This window comes from Martelella sp. FLE1502, from assembly GCF_053484255.1.
The window spans coordinates 174677-194531 of record NZ_JBAKFQ010000005.1; the positions used below are offsets into that span (position 1 = coordinate 174677).

16 protein-coding genes are annotated in these 19855 nt (G+C 63.1%); 8 read left to right on the plus strand and 8 right to left on the minus strand.

Features of this window, described 5'->3' with window-relative positions; translation table 11 throughout:
- Positions 1 to 78 precede the first annotated feature (78 nt).
- Together V6767_RS06840 and V6767_RS06845 are read left to right on the plus strand one after the other, a co-directional pair.
- On the plus strand, positions 79 to 3450 hold the full coding sequence (locus V6767_RS06840) for a hybrid sensor histidine kinase/response regulator (RefSeq protein ID WP_448472768.1): 3372 nt from the start codon (positions 79 to 81) through the stop codon (positions 3448 to 3450).
- Complete coding sequence (locus V6767_RS06845) at positions 3443 to 4351, plus strand: response regulator (protein WP_448472769.1); 909 nt, start codon at positions 3443 to 3445, stop codon at positions 4349 to 4351. The genes V6767_RS06840 and V6767_RS06845 overlap by 8 nt, the downstream gene beginning before the upstream one ends.
- Positions 4352 to 4708: 357 nt before the next feature.
- Here the strand turns inward: V6767_RS06845 and cysK are convergent, their stop codons facing one another.
- The 3 genes from cysK to dut all read right to left on the minus strand — a co-directional run bounded on the left by cysK (position 4709) and on the right by dut (position 7665).
- Positions 4709 to 5677, minus strand: coding sequence for a cysteine synthase A (gene cysK / locus V6767_RS06850; protein WP_448472770.1), 969 nt, complete (start codon positions 5675 to 5677; stop codon positions 4709 to 4711).
- Between the two features lie 159 nt (positions 5678 to 5836).
- Positions 5837 to 7105 (minus strand): MgtC/SapB family protein, encoded by a 1269-nt coding sequence (locus V6767_RS06855; protein WP_448472771.1) that lies wholly within the window; start codon positions 7103 to 7105, stop codon positions 5837 to 5839.
- A gap of 101 nt (positions 7106 to 7206) precedes the next feature.
- Positions 7207 to 7665, minus strand: a complete 459-nt coding sequence (gene dut, locus V6767_RS06860) for a dUTP diphosphatase (protein ID WP_448472772.1) — start codon at positions 7663 to 7665, stop codon at positions 7207 to 7209.
- Between the two features lie 302 nt (positions 7666 to 7967).
- Here dut and V6767_RS06865 point away from each other — a divergent pair, with 302 nt between their 5' ends.
- Positions 7968 to 9551, plus strand: coding sequence for a peptide chain release factor 3 (locus V6767_RS06865; protein WP_448472773.1), 1584 nt, complete (start codon positions 7968 to 7970; stop codon positions 9549 to 9551).
- A 1-nt stretch (position 9552) separates the two neighbouring features.
- Entirely contained in the window at positions 9553 to 10422 is an 870-nt protein-coding gene (locus V6767_RS06870; protein WP_448472774.1) for an NAD(P)-dependent oxidoreductase, read from the plus strand.
- Positions 10423 to 10425: 3 nt separating this feature from the next.
- Here V6767_RS06870 and V6767_RS06875 read toward each other — a convergent pair whose 3' ends face one another.
- Positions 10426 to 10830 (minus strand): GFA family protein, encoded by a 405-nt coding sequence (locus V6767_RS06875; RefSeq protein ID WP_448472775.1) that lies wholly within the window; start codon positions 10828 to 10830, stop codon positions 10426 to 10428.
- A 126-nt stretch (positions 10831 to 10956) separates the two neighbouring features.
- On the opposite strand from V6767_RS06875, the gene cueR reads away from it, so the two are divergent.
- Positions 10957 to 11358 carry a Cu(I)-responsive transcriptional regulator gene (cueR, locus tag V6767_RS06880; protein ID WP_448466358.1) on the plus strand — a complete coding sequence of 134 codons (402 nt, stop codon included), beginning with the start codon at positions 10957 to 10959 and terminating at the stop codon, positions 11356 to 11358.
- 4 nt (positions 11359 to 11362) lie between these two features.
- On the opposite strand, the gene V6767_RS06885 is transcribed toward cueR, so the two are convergent.
- The gene (locus V6767_RS06885) at positions 11363 to 12244 is read right to left on the minus strand and encodes a 3-hydroxybutyryl-CoA dehydrogenase (protein WP_448472776.1); all 882 of its coding nucleotides are present in this window, start codon (positions 12242 to 12244) and stop codon (positions 11363 to 11365) included.
- Positions 12245 to 12440: 196 nt separating this feature from the next.
- On the opposite strand from V6767_RS06885, the gene dxr reads away from it, so the two are divergent.
- Complete coding sequence (gene dxr, locus V6767_RS06890; RefSeq protein ID WP_448472777.1) at positions 12441 to 13649, plus strand: 1-deoxy-D-xylulose-5-phosphate reductoisomerase; 1209 nt, start codon at positions 12441 to 12443, stop codon at positions 13647 to 13649.
- A gap of 18 nt (positions 13650 to 13667) precedes the next feature.
- On the opposite strand, the gene V6767_RS06895 is transcribed toward dxr, so the two are convergent.
- The 3 genes from V6767_RS06895 to hemA all read right to left on the minus strand — a co-directional run bounded on the left by V6767_RS06895 (position 13668) and on the right by hemA (position 16987).
- Positions 13668 to 14411, minus strand: a complete 744-nt coding sequence (locus tag V6767_RS06895) for a sulfotransferase domain-containing protein (protein ID WP_448472778.1) — start codon at positions 14409 to 14411, stop codon at positions 13668 to 13670.
- A gap of 123 nt (positions 14412 to 14534) precedes the next feature.
- The gene (locus V6767_RS06900; protein WP_448472779.1) at positions 14535 to 15650 is read right to left on the minus strand and encodes a serine hydrolase domain-containing protein; all 1116 of its coding nucleotides are present in this window, start codon (positions 15648 to 15650) and stop codon (positions 14535 to 14537) included.
- 122 nt (positions 15651 to 15772) lie between these two features.
- The gene (hemA, locus tag V6767_RS06905) at positions 15773 to 16987 is read right to left on the minus strand and encodes a 5-aminolevulinate synthase (protein ID WP_448472780.1); all 1215 of its coding nucleotides are present in this window, start codon (positions 16985 to 16987) and stop codon (positions 15773 to 15775) included.
- Positions 16988 to 17403: 416 nt separating this feature from the next.
- Between hemA and V6767_RS06910 the strand changes: the two genes are divergently transcribed.
- Both V6767_RS06910 and V6767_RS06915 read left to right on the plus strand, forming a co-directional pair.
- Positions 17404 to 17685 carry a glycine zipper domain-containing protein gene (locus V6767_RS06910; protein WP_230721098.1) on the plus strand — a complete coding sequence of 94 codons (282 nt, stop codon included), beginning with the start codon at positions 17404 to 17406 and terminating at the stop codon, positions 17683 to 17685.
- A 208-nt stretch (positions 17686 to 17893) separates the two neighbouring features.
- Positions 17894 to 19816 carry an autotransporter assembly complex protein TamA gene (locus V6767_RS06915; protein WP_448472781.1) on the plus strand — a complete coding sequence of 641 codons (1923 nt, stop codon included), beginning with the start codon at positions 17894 to 17896 and terminating at the stop codon, positions 19814 to 19816.
- The last annotated feature ends 39 nt before the right edge of the window (positions 19817 to 19855 follow it).

Genomic DNA, 19855 nt, shown 5'->3' on the forward strand with positions numbered 1-19855 from the left:
GCGGATATCCACGCGTTTTTGCTTGCCAAGCGCCCGGTATGCCGAAACATTTGTCTCACCTCTCCTTGCGAGCGATTGATGACACCACGCCAACGCATCATACCGGTCCGGCGCGAATATAACCGCTGGGTCGCCAACCAGACGCTGGAAGACTACGCGCTGCGCTTCACCGCCAAGAGCGCGCGGCGGTTTTCATCGAGCCGGATTTCGCAGACCGCGATCGGCGCGATCTCGTTTCTGGCGCTGGAGGCGATCGGCGGCACGATCACGCTCTCCTACGGCACCACCAACGCGTTTTATGCCGCGATCGTCGCCTCGGTCGTGATGCTGCTCGCCGGCCTGCCGATCGCGCGCTACGCGATCCGCCACGGCGTCGATATCGACCTTCTGACGCGCGGCGCATCCTTTGGCTATATCGGCTCCACGGTCACCTCGCTGATCTACGCCAGCTTCACCTTCATCCTGTTTGCAATCGAAGCCTCGATCATGTCGGGCGCGCTGAAGCTTGCCTTCGGCATACCGCTCTGGATCAGCTACGTCATCTCCGCCGTGGTGGTGATCCCGCTCGTCACCTATGGCGTGCAGATGATCTCGCGGTTCCAGTTGATCACCCAGCCATTCTGGATCGTGCTCAACATCGCGCCGTTCATCTTCATCGCCTTCATGGACTTCGAGAAATTCGAGCTGTGGCGGGCCTTTGGCGGGCTGAACGCGGACGCGTCGGAGCCGGGCATGGCCGCGCCGTTCACGCTTGCCGGCTTTGCGGCGGCGGCCGGCGTGATCTTCGCGCTGATGCCGCAGATCGGCGAGCAGGTCGACTTCCTGCGCTTTCTGCCCGCGACCGGCAAGCCCAGGCTCCACCACCGCATTGCGATCTTCCTCGCCGGTCCCGGCTGGGTGGTGGTCGGCGTGCCGAAGCTGATGGCGGGGTCGTTCCTGGCGGTGCTCGCGCTTTCCACCGGCATGCCGGCGAGCGAGGCCGCCGATCCGGCCCATATGTACCTCACCGCCTTCGGCTACATGATCCCGAACCAGACGGCGGCGCTGATGCTGATGGCCGCCTTCGTGGTTGTCTCCCAGCTCAAGATCAACGTGATGAACGCCTATGCCGGATCGCTTGCCTGGTCGAACTTCTTCTCGCGGCTGACCCACAGCCATCCGGGCCGGGTGGTGTGGCTGGTGTTCAACGTCGCGATCGCGCTTCTACTCATGCAGCTCGGCATCTACCGGCTGCTGGAGGCCGCACTCAGCGTGTTCTCGATCGTCGCCATGGCATGGCTGTCGACGATTTCGGCGGATCTGTTCATCAACAAGCCGCTCGGCCTTTCGCCGCCCGGCATCGAGTTCAAGCGCGCCCACCTCTATGACATCAATCCGGTCGGCCTGGGCGCGATGTTCCTCTCAGGCGCGATCGCCCTTGCCGCCCATTTCGGCCTGTTCGGCACGCTCGCGGTTTCCTTCGCGCCGTTCATCGCGCTTGCCGTCGCGCTGATCGCCTCTCCCGTACTCGCCTATGCCACTGGCGGTCGTTATTATCTCGCCCGCCGCCAGCGCAAGGGCTGGCAGGAAAAGACGGCGATCACCTGCTCGATCTGCGAACACGCCTTCGAGCCGGAGGACATGGCGTGGTGCCCCGCCTATGCCGGGCCGATCTGTTCGCTGTGCTGCTCGCTCGACAGCCGCTGCCACGATCTTTGCAAGCCGAACGCCAAGTTCGAGGCCCAGCTTGGTACCGTCGCCCACAAGCTGCTGCCGGCGCGGATCGTCGCCCAGCTTGCCACACGGCTCGGGCGCTACGGCATCACGCTCGCGCTTTCGACCACCGCCATCGGCGCGATCCTGGCGATGATCGCCTATCAGACCGCGCGGGCGGCGCCGGAAACGCAGGTGGTGGTATACAACACCGCGCTGATCGTATTCTTCGTCTTCGCCCTGATTGCCGGCGTGGTCGCCTGGTTTTTCGTGCTGGCCCAGGACAGCCGCAAGGTGGCCGAGGAAGAATCCTCGCGCCAGACCACACTGCTGCTCAAGGAAATCGCGGCGCACGAGAAAACCGATGCGGCGCTGCAGGCCGCCAAGGAGGCCGCCGAATCCGCCAACCGCGCCAAAAGCCGCTATGTGGTGGGCCTCTCCCACGAGCTCAGAACGCCGCTCAACGCCGTCTCGGGCTATGCCCAGTTGCTGGAGCGCGACCCCGCGATCCCCGAAGCGCGCCAGCCGGCGATCCAGTCGATCCGGAGGTCGGCCGATTATCTCTCCGGCCTGATCGACGGGCTGCTCGATATTTCCCGGATCGAATCCGGTCGGCTTCAGGTCTATTCGAACGAGATCAATCTTGGCGAGTTCCTCGACCAGATCGTCGATATCTTCGAGACCCAGGCCCGCGCCAAGGGCCTCGCCTTCCGTCACGGGCGCGACCGGAATCTGCCCGCCTATGTTCGCACCGACGAAAAGCGCCTGCGCCAGATCCTGGTCAACCTGCTGTCGAACGCGGTGAAGTTCACCGACGCGGGCACGGTGACCTTCGATGCCCGCTATCGCAGCCAGGTTGCCACCTTCACCGTGACCGATACCGGTAGCGGCATCGACGAAAAGCATCTTGGCCGGATCTACGAGCCATTCGAGCGCGGTGGGACGCGCGACAAGCCGGGCCTCGGTCTCGGCCTCACGATCACCAAGCTGCTGGTCAACACGCTTGGCGGCGATATCGATGTCAAAAGCCGCCCCGGCGAGGGCGCGACCTTCTCGGTGCGGCTGATGCTCGCCTCCGTCGACCGTCCGACGCCGCCGCAAGCCGGCGCGGACACCGGCGTCTACGACGGTCCGCGCCGCACGATCATGGTTGTCGACGACAATGAAGATCACCGCGCCATGATGGCCGACATCCTGAACCCGCTCGGCTTCAATGTGATGCTTGCCGAAGACGGCGCGGCCTGTCTCGAACAGACCGCAATCGAACCGCCGGACCTGTTCCTGCTCGATATCCGCATGCCCGGCATGAATGGCTGGCAACTGGCAACGGCGCTGCGCGAACGCGGCTTGACGCGGCCGATCATCATGCTCTCCGCCAATATCGGCGACGACGCGGAGATCGGCCACGGCGATGACAGCCACAACGACACGCTGTCCAAACCCGTTAATCTGAAGCGGCTGAAAGACGTGCTCGGCATTCACCTCGGTCTGACATGGCGGCAGGCAGCGGACGCTGCGCCAGTCAAGGCGGCAAAAACGCCGGAACGGGTCGTCCCGCCGCCGAAAACCGAGCGCGAAGAATTGATCCGTCTGGCGGAGATCGGCTATCACCGGGGCATCAAGGACAGACTCGCAGCACTTGCCGCCACGCACAAGCCGTTTGTCGCGGCGGCGACGGGTTTCGTCGATCGTTTTGATCTCGACGGCTTCCTGCGTTTCATGAGATTGCTGCCGACCGAGGAGGACGGGAATGGCTGAGCCACAGGAAATCGTTCTGCTGGTCGATGACAGCCCGGATGCGCTGAGCTTCCTCACCGAGGCGCTGGAGGCTTCCGGCTACTCGGTGCTGATCGCGACCTCTGGCGCGAGCGCGCTTTCGATCGTCGAGCGGATTTCGCCGGATATCGTACTGATGGATGCGGTCATGCCGGGCATGGACGGGTTCGAGGCCTGCCGGCGGCTGAAGGCCGGACCGGCGGCGGCCACGCCGGTGATCTTCATGACCGGTCTTTCGGAGACCGAGCATATCGTCCATGCGCTGGAATCCGGCGGGGTCGACTACCTCACCAAGCCGATCAATATCGACGAGTTGCGCGCGCGCATCCGCGTCCATCTCGCCAATGCCCGCTCGACCCAGAGCGCGCGGGTGGCGCTGGATGCGACCGGCCGCCACCTGCTGGCCTGCGATGCTGACGGGCTGCTCCGCTGGATGACCCCGCAGGCAAGCCGGCTGATCCATGACGCGGTCGGCGCCGGCGCCGATCTCGGCTTCGTTTCGCGCCAGCTTGCGGGCTGGCTTGCAGGCGGCGAACCGTCCGCCAGCCCCGACGCCATCCTGCCGATCACCGAAAACGGCAAAAAGCTGTTCCAGCTCGCCTTTCTGGAGAAGACCGGGGCCAGCGAATACCTGTTCCGCGTCACCCCTGCAAACCCCGTCAGCGACGACGAGGCGCTGCGCAAGGAATTCCCGCTGACCGCGCGCGAGGCCGAAGTGCTGGCCTGGATCGCCAAGGGCAAGACCAACCGCGATATCGGCGATATCCTCGGCCTTTCCACCCGCACGGTGAACAAGCATCTGGAAACCATCTATGTGAAGCTCGGCGTGGAAAACCGGGCGTCTGCCGCCGTGAAGGCCGCCTATGTGCTGCACGGGATGTGAGCGGTGCTGGCTCGACCGAGATACCGGCACGCCTCTACCGTCCTTACGCAGCCCCTATCGCATCCGCCGCATAGCCCCCAAATCTTCTCGCCCCGGAGGGGAGAGATGTCGCGAAAGCGACAGTGAGGGGGGAGCCTATCACCGCGAACGCCTTTACAGTTTGAAACGCCGCCCCACCCTCACTGCCCCTTCGGGGCATCTCTCCCGCCAGCGGGAGAGAGTACTGGGAGCAAGACCAGCCGCCATCGATTTCACTCAGGCGGGCGAAACGGGCGAACAGCGAGCAATACAGCCCCTATGCATACAAAAAAGGCGCGCAGCTTTCACCGCGCGCCTTCCACCAAAACCGGAAGGTCGTTACTGCCCGAGACCCTCGAACAGCGCCGTCGACAGGTAGCGTTCGGCGAAGGACGGGATGATGGCCACGATGGTCTTGCCCTCGTTTTCCGGACGCGAGCCGACCTCGATCGCCGCCTTCAGCGCAGCGCCCGAGGAAATGCCGACCGGCACGCCCTCGAGACGGGCCACTTCGCGGGCGAGCGCGAAGGCGTCGTCATTTTCGACCTGCACGATCTCGTCATAGACCGAGGTGTCGAGCACGCCCGGCACGAAACCGGCGCCGATGCCCTGGATTTTGTGCGGCGCGGGCGAGCCGCCGGACAGGACCGGCGAGGCTGTAGGTTCGACGGCAACCACATGCACGTCCTTCTTCTTCTGCTTCAGCACCTGGCCGACGCCGGTGATCGTGCCGCCCGTGCCGATGCCGGAGACGAAGATATCGACATCGCCATTGGTGTCGTTCCAGATTTCCTCGGCCGTGGTGTTGCGATGGATTTCCGGATTGGCCGGGTTTTCGAACTGCTGCGGAATCACCGCGTTCTCGGTTTCCGCGGCAATCTCCTCGGCCTTGGCGACAGCGCCCTTCATGCCCTTCGGCGGCTCGGTCAGCACCAGTTCCGCGCCGAGCAGCGCCAGCATCTTGCGACGCTCGATCGACATCGATTCCGGCATGGTGAGGATCAGGCGGTAGCCCTTGGCGGCGGCCGCAAACGCCAGCGCGATGCCGGTATTGCCGGAGGTCGGCTCCACCAGCACGGACTTGCCGGGCGTGATCTTGCCGGCTTTTTCCAGCGCATCGATCATGGCGAAGCCGATACGGTCCTTCACCGAGGCGATTGGATTGAAGAATTCGAGTTTGGCGAGAAGGTTGGCCTTGACGCCATGTTCCTTCGCCAGTTTGTCGAGACGCACGAGCGGCGTGTCGCCGATCGTCTCGAGGATGGATCCGTATACCTTCCCGCGTCCGGGCTTGCCGTTCTGTTCCATGACTGTGCTCCCTTGAATTCGTTACAATCTAGGTAGGGTCGCGGGCGAGGAAATTCGAGGCAAGAACAGGTCACGCTCCGCATCCCCGGGGAATGCGATTCCAATTACCGCCCAACTGCCGCAAATTCATTCCACATCGCGCAACCAACCGGCCCGTCTTCACTGAAAGAACGCACTGTACCACCAGAAACACGCGCCGCCCACGACGATCACCGCCAGCGTGACCAGGGCGAGAAGCCCGCCATAGGTCCTCGTGCCGCTGCCATAGGCCAGCACCACCTTGGTGACGAGGTTGGAGACCGTCGCCGTGAGCACCGCGATCGCGGCGGTATGAACGGGCACGGCGTTGCCGGCGAGATGCGCAGTGGAAAGCGTGATGGCGTCAAGATCGGGAATGCCGGAGACGAGCGCGATGAACACGATGCTGGCCGGCCCCAGGACTTTGACCAGAACCTTCGCGAGAAAACTGATGACGCCCAGCAACGCGCCGAACCGCAGCACCGACTTCAATTCGAACGGGTTGGAAAGCTCGAGATCGGTCCCTTTTTCCGCGTTTCCCCGGCTGCGGCTCAGAAGGAAGCCGGCGACGAGGAAGGCGCATAGCCCCGGCGCAAGCGCCACGGCCAGCGGCTTCATCAGCACCGGCGCCACCACAGAGGCAATCACGAAGCAGCGCACCAACGACAGCCCGCCGGCAATCGACGCCGCGCCCGCGAGCCTTTGCGCCAGCGCCGGCTGGCCAACGGAAATGCGCGCGAAGGACAGCGTCGTCGCCGTGGAGGACACGATACCGCCGGTGGCCCCGGCAAACAGGATGCCGCGTTCCGGCCCGCCAATGCGCATCGCCACATAGCCGGCATAGGAAAGTGCCGCGATCATCACCGTCATCAGCCAGACGGAGAACGGGTTGAACCCGCCCCATGGGTCGATCGCGCGGTTGGGCAGAAGCGGCAGCGCCACGAAGCTCATCGTCAAAAGCACGAGCGCGGAACGCAGCTCCACCCATGTCATGGACTTGAGAAAACCGTGCAACGCATGGCGGGCGGCCAGTAGCACGGTGGTGACGACCCCGCCGGCGGCCGCCAGCCGCATATCGCCGGTGGCAGAAACAATGCCGAGCGCAAACACCACGAGTGCGGCGATCACGCCGGTGACGCTGAAATCATGCCGCGGGGTCGCGGCCAGATATTCGAACACGACAAAGGCAACGGTCAGCCCGGCGGCCAGCATCGCCGGCACCGCCGTGCCGGTCACAACGCCGAGATAACCGGCCAGCCCGCCCAGAAGCCCGACAAGCGCAAAGGTGCGGATGCCGGCGACGCGCTGCCCGTCGGCCAGATCGCGCTCCTGCCAGCCGCGCTCGATCCCGGCCAGGAGCCCGATCGCCAACGCCAGACCGACCCGCTGAAACGCTTCCATCATGTCCATGGACGAACCTCCGTGAGGCGCTGCGCCTGCTTTTCAGGAAAACTACAACACCAGGAGAGATGCGGAAATACGCCTATCTAGGGATGCCCAGAAACCGCGTCTCAAACACCCGTCGACCCAAAACCGCCCGCGCCGCGCTTGGTCTCGGTCAACGCGTCCACGACGGTCACCGGCATCTGCGTGACCGGGGCGATGATGACCTGGGCGATGCGCATGCCGCGTTCGATTGTGAAGGCTTCCTCGCCGAGATTGACGAGCAGCACTTTCACTTCGCCGCGATAATCGCTGTCGATCGTGCCGGGGGTGTTGAGGCAGGTGATGCCGTGCTTGAAGGCAAGGCCGGAGCGCGGGCGGATCTGGGCCTCGTAGCCTTCCGGGATTTCGAAGATGAAGCCGGTGGGCACCAGCGCGCGTTTTCCGGGCTCAAGCGTCATCGGCGCGTCGATGGCGGCGCGGATATCCATGCCGGCGGAACCGGAGGTTTCGTAGGCAGGCGGCTCTATGCCCTCGGCGTGTTCCAGGCGTTTCAGCTTCAGCGTCATTTTCGTTTCCATGTTCATTGCAGCTTCACAGGACCCGTCAGGTTGAACGACCACGTCACCTCTGGCCGATCTCCCCCCTTGAGGGGGAGATGCCCGGCAGGGCAGAGAGGGGTGCAGCGAAAGCCGCTTATTCTGTGTTTGTTGAAAGGGTTCACCCCTCTCTGTCGCTTTCGCGACATCTCCCCCTCAAGGGGGGAGATTGTGGGTTGCGAGGCCCCCATCAATCTCGCCTGCATCCTTCGCCATCGGCGCGCGACAGGTCAATTGCATCTTGTAGCCCAAATCGCTACATAGGCCGCCATCAACAGGATATTCGACCGATGCCCGAAACGCTTGCCGAGGCGGTTGCCCGCCGCCGCACCTTCGCGATCATCTCGCATCCCGACGCCGGGAAGACCACGCTGACCGAAAAGCTCTTGCTGTTCGGTGGCGCGATCCAGCTTGCCGGCGAGGTGAAGGCGAAGAAGGACCGCATCCAGACCCGCTCGGACTGGATGAAGATCGAGCGCGAACGCGGCATTTCGGTGGTCACCTCGGTGATGACCTTCGAATATGACAATACCGTCTTCAACCTGCTCGACACCCCCGGCCACGAGGACTTCGCTGACGACACCTATCGCACGCTGACGGCGGTGGATGCCGCGATCATGGTGATCGACGCCGCCAAGGGCATCGAGCCCCGGACGCTGAAACTGTTCGAGGTCTGCCGGCTGCGCGACATCCCGATCATCACCTTCGTCAACAAGATGGACCGCGAGGCCCGCGACACGTTCGAGATTCTCGAGGAAGTGCAGGAAAAGCTGGCGCTCGACACCGTGCCGATGACATGGCCGATCGGCCAGGGCAAGAGCTTCGCCGGCACCTATCACCTGAAAGACAGCGCCGTGCGCTATGGCGACAGCCAGACAGAGCTGATCAAGGTGAACGGCCCGGAAGTGGTGTCCGAAAAGCTGCCCGAACACGAGCGCCAGGACTGGGCGGAAATGGCCGAGCTCGCCATCGACGGCTATCCGGCCTTCGACCGGCAGGCGTTTCTGGAAGGCCACATGACGCCGGTCTATTTCGGCTCGGCGCTTCGGAACAACGGCGTGCGCGACCTGATCCACGCGCTTTCCGATTTCGCGCCCGCGCCGCGCGCGCAGGTGGCTGATGTGCGCACCGTGGAAGCGACCGACCCGAAGATGAGCGCCTTCGTGTTCAAGATCCAGGCCAATATGGACCCGAACCACCGCGACCGCATCGCCTTCGTGCGCGTGTGCTCCGGCACGCTGACGCGCGGCATGAAGGCGCGGCTTGCCCGCACCGGCAAGCAGATGGGGCTGACCGCGCCGCAATTCTTCTTCGCCTCGCAGCGCCAGCTCGCCGATACCGCCTATGCCGGCGATGTCGTCGGCATTCCGAACCACGGCGCGCTGAGAATCGGCGACACGCTGACCGATGGCGAGGCGCTGGTGTTCCAGGGTGTGCCCAACTTCGCTCCGGAAATTCTCCGCCGTGTCCGCCTTGAGGACGCGATGAAGGCGAAGAAGCTGAAGGAAGCGCTGCAGCAGATGGCCGAGGAAGGCGTAGTGCAGCTTTTCACGCCCGAGGACGGCTCACCGGCGATCGTCGGCGTTGTCGGCGCGCTGCAGCTCGACGTCTTGAAGGAGCGGCTGAAGGCGGAATACGGCCTGCCGGTGTCGTTCGAGATGGCGCGTTTTTCCGTCTGCCGCTGGATTTCGGCCGAGAAGAACGCCGATCTGGAAAAATTCATATCCGGCCATCGCGGCGATATCGCCCGCGACCTCGATGGCGATCCGGTGTTCATGGCGCAGGACGGTTTCTCGCTGAATTACGAGAGCGAGCGGGCGCCGGAAATCCGGATGATCGCGATCAAGGAATATCATCAGGCGAAGGCGGCCTGACATGGCGGACAAGGAGACGATCGGGATTTGCGGCATGGGCCGCATGGGCACCGCCATGGCGCGCCGGCTTTCCGCCTACGGTTTTCCGCTGGTGGTGTGGTCGCGCGGCGGTGTTTCGATGGAGCTTGCCTCCGAGACCCATGCGGAAGTTGCGCTGAACCCGGCCACGCTTGCTCGCAAGGCCGATATCATTCTCACCTCGCTGATCGACGATGCGGCGGTGGAAGCGGTGCTCGATGCGCTGCTGACCACCTCGCTGCCCGGCAAGCTGGTGGTCGAAACCTCGACAGTCAGCCCCGCCTTGCTGAAGCGCTATTCGGCGGGCATCAAGGCCAAGGGCGGCAGCGCCATCGACGCGCCGATCTCCGGCGGCCCGGAACTGGTAATTTCCGGCAAGGCCGGGCTTTATGTCGGCGGCGCGGATGCCGATTTCGAACGCTTCATGCCGGTTGCCGACACGCTGTCCGACCGCATTCACCACACCGGCCCCTTGGGCACCGGGGCTGCCGCCAAGATCGTCAACAACATGGTGCTGTGCGGCTATTGGGAAGTGCTGCGCGAGGCGCTGATGACCGGCAAGCGCGCCGGCCTCAGCCTCGACAAGATGCTCGATATCCTGATGACCAGTCCCGGCGGAACGCCTGCACTGAAGGCCCGCGCGCCGCGCATTCGCGGCCATGACAGGAGCGTGGGCTTTCCCGTGCGCGGCGCGGTGAAGGACGCCACGCTTTTCGCCAGCGTCGCCGACAGCTACGATGTCGATACGCCGGCGATTGATGCCGCTCTTGCCAGCTACGAGGCCTGTCTTGAAAAAGGTAGCGGCGATGAAGACCTCTCGGCCATGCTGCGCATGGCGCTGTCGCAGGATTGAAGCCTATTCCGTTGCTTCGCCCGGCAGCGCGGTGACCTCGTCAAGCCAGGGAACCGCCGAGCGACACCAGATCTGCCGTTTCGGCGGCAGCGATTCACGCTGGTCGATCATGCCCCAGCGGATCCCCCAGTCGTCCTCATCGGCGCCTTCGCCGCCGGTAAACAGCGGCGAGCCGCAGTCTTCGCAGAAAAACTGCTCGCGTTTGCGTCCGCTCTCGGCCATTTTCCAATAGCTGCGGGTCACGCCGGACGTGATCTCGACATCGGCACGGGGCACGAGAACGGTGGTGCGATAGGGCGAGCCGCTCAGGCGCTGACAATCGGTGCAATGGCATATCACCACAGCGTCCGGATCGATTTCGGCTTCGAAGCGGACCTTGCCGCAATAGCATCCGCCGGTGATCTTCATGCGAACTCCGTTTCTTGAAGGTTCAGCACCGTCGCACGAAGACAGGCGGCGAGACAACGGCCACGGACTTGAAGATTTTTGAAGCAGGCATCACATCTGCTGAACAGATGATCGGAGAAATTGGCCATGAACATCGGACAGGCTGCGAAACAATCGGGACTTCCGGCGAAGACTATCCGCTATTACGAGGAAATCGGCCTCGTCATCGCGGACCGGGCCGAGAATGGCTATCGCGATTATTCCGCCAATCATGTCCACCGGCTGAATTTCATTCACCGCTCGCGCGATCTCGGCTTTTCCGTCGAGGAATGCCGGCTACTGCTGTCGCTCTATGACGACGACGCCCGCGAAAGCGCCGAAGTAAAGGCGCTGGCAACCGCCAAGATCGCCGAGATCGACGAGAAGCTTGCCCGTCTCGCCGGCCTGAAGGCGACGCTCCAGCACCTCGCCGACCACTGCCATGGCGACCACCGGCCGGACTGTCCGATCCTTGAGGAGCTATCGTCCGGCAGCAATTGCTGCAACTGACGCCTTACCGCGTGGGCACCGGCTCCTCGCCGCGATAATCGTAGAACCCGCGGCCGGATTTGCGGCCGAGCCAACCGGCGTCGACATATTTCACCAGCAGCGGGCATGGACGATACTTGTTGTCGGCCAGACCTTCATGCAGCATCTGCATGCCCGAAAGGCAGGTATCGAGGCCGATGAAATCGGCAAGCTCCAGCGGTCCCATCGGGTGGCGGGCGCCCAGCTTCATCGCGGTGTCGATGTGGTCGACGGTCCCGACGCCTTCATAAAGCACGTAGATCGCCTCGTTGATCATCGGCAGCAGGATACGGTTGACGATGAAGGCCGGAAAATCCTCCGAAACCGTCGGCGTCTTGCCGAGCGCGCGCACGAATTCCCGCGCGGTTTCGAAGGTCGCCTCCTCGGTGGCGATGCCGCGCACCAATTCCACGAGCTCCATCACCGGCACCGGGTTCATGAAATGCACGCCCATGAACCGCTCCGGCCGATCGGTGGCGGCGGCAAGCCGGGTGATCGAAAACGACGAGGTGTTGCTGGCCAGCAGGGTTTCCGGCTTCAGGATCGGGCAGAGTTTCGCGTAAAGCGCCCGCTTCTCCGCCTCGTCCTCGGTGATCGCCTCGATCACGATATCGGCGGAGGCAAGGTCCTGGAGATCGGTGGAGGCGGTGATCAGCTTCAGCGCCTTCTTGCGGTCGTCATCGGAAAGCTTGCCGGAGGTGACCTGTCGCGCCAGATTGCCGTTGATGGTGGCAAGCCCGCGCTCGATCTGCTGTTGTCCGGCGTCGATCAGGTGGACGTCGTAGCCGGCGACTGCGCAGACATGGGCGACGCCGCAGCCCATGGCCCCGGCGCCGATCACGCCGACGCGCTTGATAGTATCGGCCATCTCGCACTCCCTCGTTCCTCGTCTCTCGGTCACAGCAGGCGACCCCGGACTTTGATAAAGCCTCGGGCCCGGTTTTTCCAGTGTCTTGCGGCAGGACGGCAGGCGGTGGCACAAAGCAAGGGAATATCTACCCGCCCCCTGTTGTCCGCCCGAAAAACCCGCTAGAGCCTGACGGACAGGAACGACAGGCGGAAACATGCAGACGCGACGCATCGCAATCTTCGGCGCGACCGGCTCCATCGGTATCAACACGCTCGATGTCATCGCCCAGCTCGGCGGCCGGGACGCCTTCGAGATCACCGCGGTGACCGGCAATGCCAATGTCGCAGCACTCGCCCGGCTGGCAATCGAACACCGCGCCGCTATGGCGGTGACCGCCGATGAAAGCCGCTATGACGAGCTGAAGCAGGCGCTTTCCGGCACCGGCATCGAAGCCGCTTCAGGCGCCAGCGGTCTCGACGAGGCGGCCAGCCGCAACAATGACATCGTGATGGCGGCGATCGTCGGCACGGCCGGCCTCGCCCCGACGCTGAAGGCGGCCGCCGCCGGCGCGGATATCGCGCTTGCCAACAAGGAATGCCTGGTGTCCGCCGGACCGCTGTTCATGGAGGCCGTGAAACGCGGCGGCGGCATGCTGATCCCGGTCGACAGCGAGCATTCCGCGATCTTCCAGGTCTTCGAGGAAAACCAGCGCCGCGCGCTCGACCGGGTGATCATCACCGCATCCGGCGGCCCGTTCCGCCAGATGACGCTCGACGAGATGCGCCATGTCGACGCGGCGACCGCCCGCGCTCACCCCAACTGGTCGATGGGCCTGAAGATCTCGATCGACAGCGCCTCGATGTTCAACAAGGCGCTGGAAATGATCGAGGCGCAGCACCTGTTCGACCTTGCGCCCGAACAGGTGGAGGTGGTGGTCCATCCGCAATCGATCATCCATTCCATGGTCGGTTATGCCGATGGCTCGATCCTGGCCCAGCTTGGCGCGCCCGACATGCGCACCGCCATCGGCTATGCGCTCGCCTATCCCGAGCGCCGCCCGCTTTCGGTGGAAAGGCTGGATTTCGCCAAGCTTGCGCGGCTGGATTTCGAAGCGCCCGACGAGACCCGTTTTCCCGCGCTCCGGCTTGCACGGCTCGCCATGGCGCGCGGCGGCCTCCAGGGCGCGGTGCTGAACGCCGCCAAGGAAGTCGCGCTCGAAGCCTTCATCGAAGGCCGCTGCGGTTTTCTGGAAATGGCCGAAATCACGGAAGGCGTGATGGAGGAGTTGCTCGACCTTGCGGCAGCCGGAACGATCGAAGACGTGTTCGCCGCCGATAGCGAGGCCCGAAGGCGGGCGCTGAAACAGGTCAGGTCTGGCAAACCCACCCTTGCGCCTGCCGGACGGAAAAGCCCCTCTGCGTGAAGCAGGCCGTGCCGCCCTTTAGACTTGCATAAAATCGATGCGGTAGTTTTGCTTCAGCCGGCTCATATCATCATAGTAGACCTCCCGCAGATAATCAGCATCCGCCTGGCTTATACGCGGCTTGGCGAAATTGTGCGGCGAAAATACCGGCTCGGCAGCCGGGTACTCGACGAAGCGTTCGATCTCAAGGAAGTCGCAAATGCGGTCGAGCGTCTCACGGTGATGGGTTTTGATATCGATCTGTCTCAGCAGCAGCACCTGCTTGGCCGAGAACAGCGTAAACAGGCGATCGAGTTGGTCGGCATAAAATCCGCGTTCGACATAGCTGAAAACCCTGTGCACGCCTCGCGGCTGGCTGCGAACGCGTTCCCGGCCTTGCCGAATTGCCTCCCCGAACTCTAATGTTTCCGTTCCTCTCCCAGTCTCCATCATCCAGTGGGAATAAGCACGTTCTATCGGATCGCGCAGCGAGACAATCAGCTTGATTGTGGGGGAATATGCATGGATTCGCGCGAGACATTCGGGCCAGTACGTTAAGATCGGCGTGGCATCACCCCATAACCTCCCGGGGGTATGCGCGGCGTACTCGCTGTGGAGCAAGCCATAATCGATGTCGTTCCAGGAAAGCGTATCATTGTCAAAAAAGTGCATTTCCTTGCGAACGCCGAACCCGATTGCTGGATGTTGGCGAAGAAAATGCCAAAGCGCGGTTGTCCCGCCCTTCTGTACCCCGCAAATCAGAAAGCCAAGTTTCTTTTGCATCCGAAGCTCCTCGCCAGTTGCGCCACTTTCGATCCCGCCGCACGATATCGAGAAAGCGAAGATGGGTCTGTTTGATCGCCAATTTAGCGGTGCGCTGCTTCGCCGTGCAAGAAGGCGGCCTGCTCAGGCGCTGAAAATCGCCCGCCATATCTCTTCGGGGAAGGCGCCGTTGCATCCTTCGACGGCGGTATTTGTCATGATAACCGCCGCCGTGCCGGTTGCCGGGTCCAGAGCCCAGCAATTGCCGTAGACCCCGCCCCAGGTCACGGCCCCTTCCGGCAAGGCCGTTCCGGCTTCCGCCGGGTTGACGACAACCGAACCGACATAGCCGAATGACTTGCCCGGCCGCACGGCGAGCGTTCCGGTCTGCGTGGAAAGCGCCGCCCTGGCGGTCTCCGGCGTCAGCAGACCGTGGGGACTGGCAAGGTCCTGCAACAGTTTCAGGAAATCGCCGGCCGTACCCGCCATCCCGGCGCCGCCGGACTGATAGGCGCGGGGATTGAAGATGCGCGCCGGCTCGAAGGTGAAGGCGATGCCGTCCGCGTCATGCACCGTATGGCGCGTGCCCATGCGCACCGGCTCGGGCGCGCCGTCGCCATAGGGCGTTGCCAGCCGTCGCGGAGCGGTGACGGAAAACCGCGTGTCGTCCATGCCGAGCGGGTCGACGACATGCTGCCGGATAACGGCTTCCAGCTCGACGCCGGCGACAGAGGACAGCATCGCGCCGAGAATGTCGATCGCCACGGAATAGGCCCATGCCGTGCCGGGCGCAAAGGCGAGCGGAAAATGGTTCAGCCTGGAAAAATTCTGCTCGAAGGTAAGATCGGTATCGGTCAGGCCCGTATTCACCGTTTCGCCGGGCGGCAGTTGCCCGGCGCCGCCGGTATAATCCAGTCCGGTCGTGTGGGTGAGGAGATGACGAACCCGGATATCCGCCGGCGCACCATCCGGCCCGGTCGGGCGAAACCATGGCAGATAATCGCTTACTTTGTCATCAAGCGAAAACAACCCCTTCTCCATCATCACCAGAGCCGTCGTCGCGACAATCGGCTTGGTGACGGAGGCAAGGCGGAAAATCGTGTCTGCGGCAACGGGTTGGCCGCTTTCGCGGTCGGCGAGACCGGCGGCGCGGGAAAAGACGAGTTCATCGCCGCGCGCGACCATAATGACGGCGCCCACGATGCGTTTTTCGCCAATGGCCTTGTCGATGGCCGCGTTTACACGTGTTTCAATTGTCATGAGAAAGATCTCCGCTACGGTTTTGCCAGAGCAGAACGCCGGAGGCCGAAAACTTCAAGAAAAAAGCGGGCCGTGTTTCGCCCGCTTCTGAAAAAATCGTCCCGGCGCGGATGTTGCCGCCATCAAGCGACGGCGCGCGCCAGGGCACACTGCGACCACAGCGAATGCAGCGCCGAAACAAGATGGTCCATGTCGGCATCGGTGTGCAGCGGCGTCGGCGTGAAGCGCAGGCGCTCGGTCTTGCGCGGCACGGTCGGATAGTTGATCGGCTGGACATAGACGCCGAAATCATCGAGCAGAATGTCCGAAATCCACTTGCACTTGGAGGCGTCGCCCACCATCACCGGCACGATATGGCTCGGATTGGCCATGTGCGGAATGCCCTGGCGGTCGAGCTTGGCGCGCAGCGTCTCGACCCGTTCGCGGTGGCGGGTTCGCTCGATCTGGCTGACCTTGAGGTGGCGGATCGAGGCGACAGCACCGGCGGCAAGCGCCGGCGGCAGCGCGGTGGTGAAAATGAAGCCCGAGGCAAAGGAGCGGATGAAATCGACGACCGCCTTCGAGCCAGTGATATAGCCGCCCATGACGCCGAAGGCCTTGCCGAGCGTGCCTTCGATGATCGTGATCCGGTCCATAAGCCCCTCGCGTTCGGCGACGCCGCCGCCGCGCGGGCCGTACATGCCGACGGCATGGACCTCGTCGAGATACGTCATCGCGCCATATTTGTCGGCGAGATCGCAGATTTCCTTGATCGGCGCGATGTCGCCATCCATCGAATAGACCGATTCGAAGGCGATCAGCTTCGGTGCAGCCGGATCGGCGGCCTTCAGCTTGGCCTCGAGATCGTTGAGGTCGTTGTGGCGGAAGATCGCCCGCGCCGACTTGCCGTGACGGATGCCCTCGATCATCGAGGCGTGGTTGAGCGCGTCGGAAAAGATGATCAGGCCCGGGATTTTTTCGCCCAGCGTACCGAGCGTCGCCCAGTTGGAGACATAGCCGGAGGTGAAGATCAGGGCTGCTTCCTTGTGGTGGAGATCGGCCAGTTCCTGCTCTAGCTGGACGTGGTAGTAATTGGTGCCGGAAATATTGCGGGTGCCACCGGCCCCTGCCCCGCAAGCCTCGATCGCCTCCTGCATGGCGGCGATCACGGTGGGACACTGGCCCATGCCGAGATAATCGTTGGAACACCAGACGGTGACGTTGGAGGCGGCGCCATCCTTGAACCGGGAGGCGCGCGGGAATTCGCCGCGATGACGCTTCAGTTCGGCGAAAACGCGGTAGCGGCCCTCATCATGCAGTTCCGCCAACTCGTTTTTGAAGAATGCTTCGAAATCCATTACCCTGATGCTCCACCACCGGCCTTGTTGTTTTCCGACAGGATTTGACGAAGAGCGCGCGCCGTCAACCCGTATCGCGGCCTGTTTCCTGATCCTGCGACAATCAGCCCTTAGTTTGAACTATTCCAAACTTTACCTACGCGCAACCGCCTCGGCAAAACTTGATCAGGGTCAATTTGCCGCACAGATTCGGATTTTTCAGAAATATGGAACATATCATTCCCCCGGACATTAAGCATCTACCTAAGGCGTAATAGGCCGGGAGAAGACCTTTTTGCTTTTCGCCGGAACGCTATTCGGGTATGTGTTGGAAGAGCGGCCGCAGGCTGCATGTGAGGGACGGCGGCGATCAGGTCCGGGACAATGGAGCGGTCGGATCGCGGCGGAACCAAAGCGCAAAAGGTGATGAGGAAATCATGAAAAAGATTTTTGCAGGAATTGTGATCGGCGTTGCTTCGCTTGCGGCAACGGCCTGCACGCCCACCCAGGAAGGTGCGGCCATCGGCGCCGGCACCGGCGCCCTGGTCGGCACGGCAATTGACGGCGGCGGCCTCGGCGGCGCGCTCGTCGGCGGCGCAATCGGCGCAGGCGCAGGCGCTCTTGTTGGCCGCGCGGTCGAGAACCAGCCCGGCAAGTGCTACTATCGTGACCGCTACGGCCGCGAATACACCGACGATTGCCCCCCCGGCTATCGCTAAGACATAGGGCCGCCGCCTTTAGAGGAGGCGGCTCGGCCAAGGCGCGTCAATTGCGGCGATTGTCCATGGCAAACCAGACCCGACATACAGCGACCGTAACCAACGGTTAATGCTGTTGCCGGGTTTTCGGTTTTCTTGGGCTATGCATTTGGAAACCTGCTAATATTTTATCGCATATGTACATTTTGCGATCCGGTTCGAGTTGAAGATGGTACCCCGTTCAAAACGGCAAAGTTCAGGAATATCCCGCGCACTCAAACTGCTGCCGGCGATATCCGTTGCGATCTTCGCCGCCAGCGGCGAGGCGCAGGCGTTCAGCCTGTTCGGCATCCATCTCTGGGGCGAGGAGGAGGTTGATATCTCCTCCATCCAGGACCCCGTCCACTATACCGTGACATTCAGCGTGACCGGCGGCGACAGCGAGCTGGAAAGCTTCCTGCGCAGGCGCTCGGCGCTGGTCAGCGACGAGCGCCAGCCGGTCGACGGCGATCTCGGCGTACTGGTGAAGGCGCGCGACGACCTGCAGATTCTCGTCGGCTCGCTGTTCGAGAAGGCCTATTATGGCGGGCTTGTGAATATCACCGTCAACGGTCAGTCGATCGAGGATATCGTCGGCCTGCCCAATTTCGGACGCGAGGACCCGGTCCCCGTCAACGTGTTGATCGAGGCCGGGCCGATGTTTACCTTCGCCCGGATCAATCTCGAGGGTGCGCCGGCAAGCTTCAACCCTGCAAAGCTCGATCTCGTGGCCGGCGAACCTGCCTATTCGACCACGATCCTCGCGGCCGCACGTGAGATCACCACTGAGCTCAAGGACCAGGGCCACCCGTTCGCGACCATCACCCGGCGCGAGGTGATCGCCGATCACGCCAATTCCACCGTTGATGTCGATATTCGCGCCGAAGACGGTCCGGTCGCCGATCTGGGGTCGATCGCGGTGAAAGGGTCGGAGGCCGTCGAACCCGATTTCATCCGGCGCTATTCGCGGCTGAAGCCCGGCGAGCAATATTCGCCCGAGCAACTCACCGCCGCCGCCAACCGGCTGCGCTCGCTGAACACCTTCGATTCTGTGACGATCACCACGGCGAGCGCGCTGGACGACAACGGCCAGCTGCCGACGACGATCACGGTACGCGACGGCAAGTTCCGTTACTTTGGCTTTGGCGCCACCGTATCGTCGATCGACGGTCTCGGGCTCGAAGGCTATTGGGGCCACCGCAACCTGTTCGGCCAGGCCGAGGGCCTGCGGCTGGAGGCCGGCGTTTCCCGGATCGGCGCTTCGGACGATTACGGCGTCAACTCGCTCGATCTCGCCGGCGGCATCACCTTCACCAAGCCCGGCCTGTTCCATCCGTCCGGCATGTTTACCGCAAGCCTGCTGACCGCGACGGAAAACCCGGATGCCTATAACGCCAAATCCGTGGCCGGTAGCGTCAGCTACACCTATGAGCAGAACGAGTACAACACGATCAGCGCCGGCCTGACGCTGGACTATTCGCACATCAAGGACGCCTTCGGCACCGAGGATTATCTGACCTTATCCGCGCCGATCGGCTTCGACCGCGACACGAGGAACGATCCGCTGAATGCGACCGAGGGCATCTACCTGATCACCACGGCAGAGCCTTCCTATGATTTCCTGGGCGGCAATTTCTTCACCTCCTTCGATGCCGTCGGCTCGACCTATTTCTCGGCGGGCGAGGATGACCGTTTCACCCTTGCCGCCCGCGTGGGCGCCGGCACCATTGTCGGCGGCGGCGACCTCAAGGACATTCCCGCGAACGACCGCTTCTATGCCGGCGGCGGCGGCAGCGTGCGCGGCTATGCCTACAAATCGATCTCGCCGCGGCTCGCCAATGGCGAGGAGACCGGCGGCCGCTCCTATGTCGAGGCGACGCTGGAGGCCCGCATCGGCGTGACCGAAAACATCCAGGTCGTGCCGTTCATCGATGCAGCCGATGTCTCTGCCGACCAGTTCCCCGACTTTTCCGATATCCGCGCCGGCGCCGGCATCGGCGTGCGCTATCTGACCGGCTTCGGCCCGATCCGCCTCGATGTCGCCGTTCCTCTTGACCGCTATCCCGGCGGCGACCATTACGGCATCTATGCCGGTATCGGACAGAGTTTCTAGCGCCCTCCTTGCAATTGACGATGCATTCATGCCTTTCAT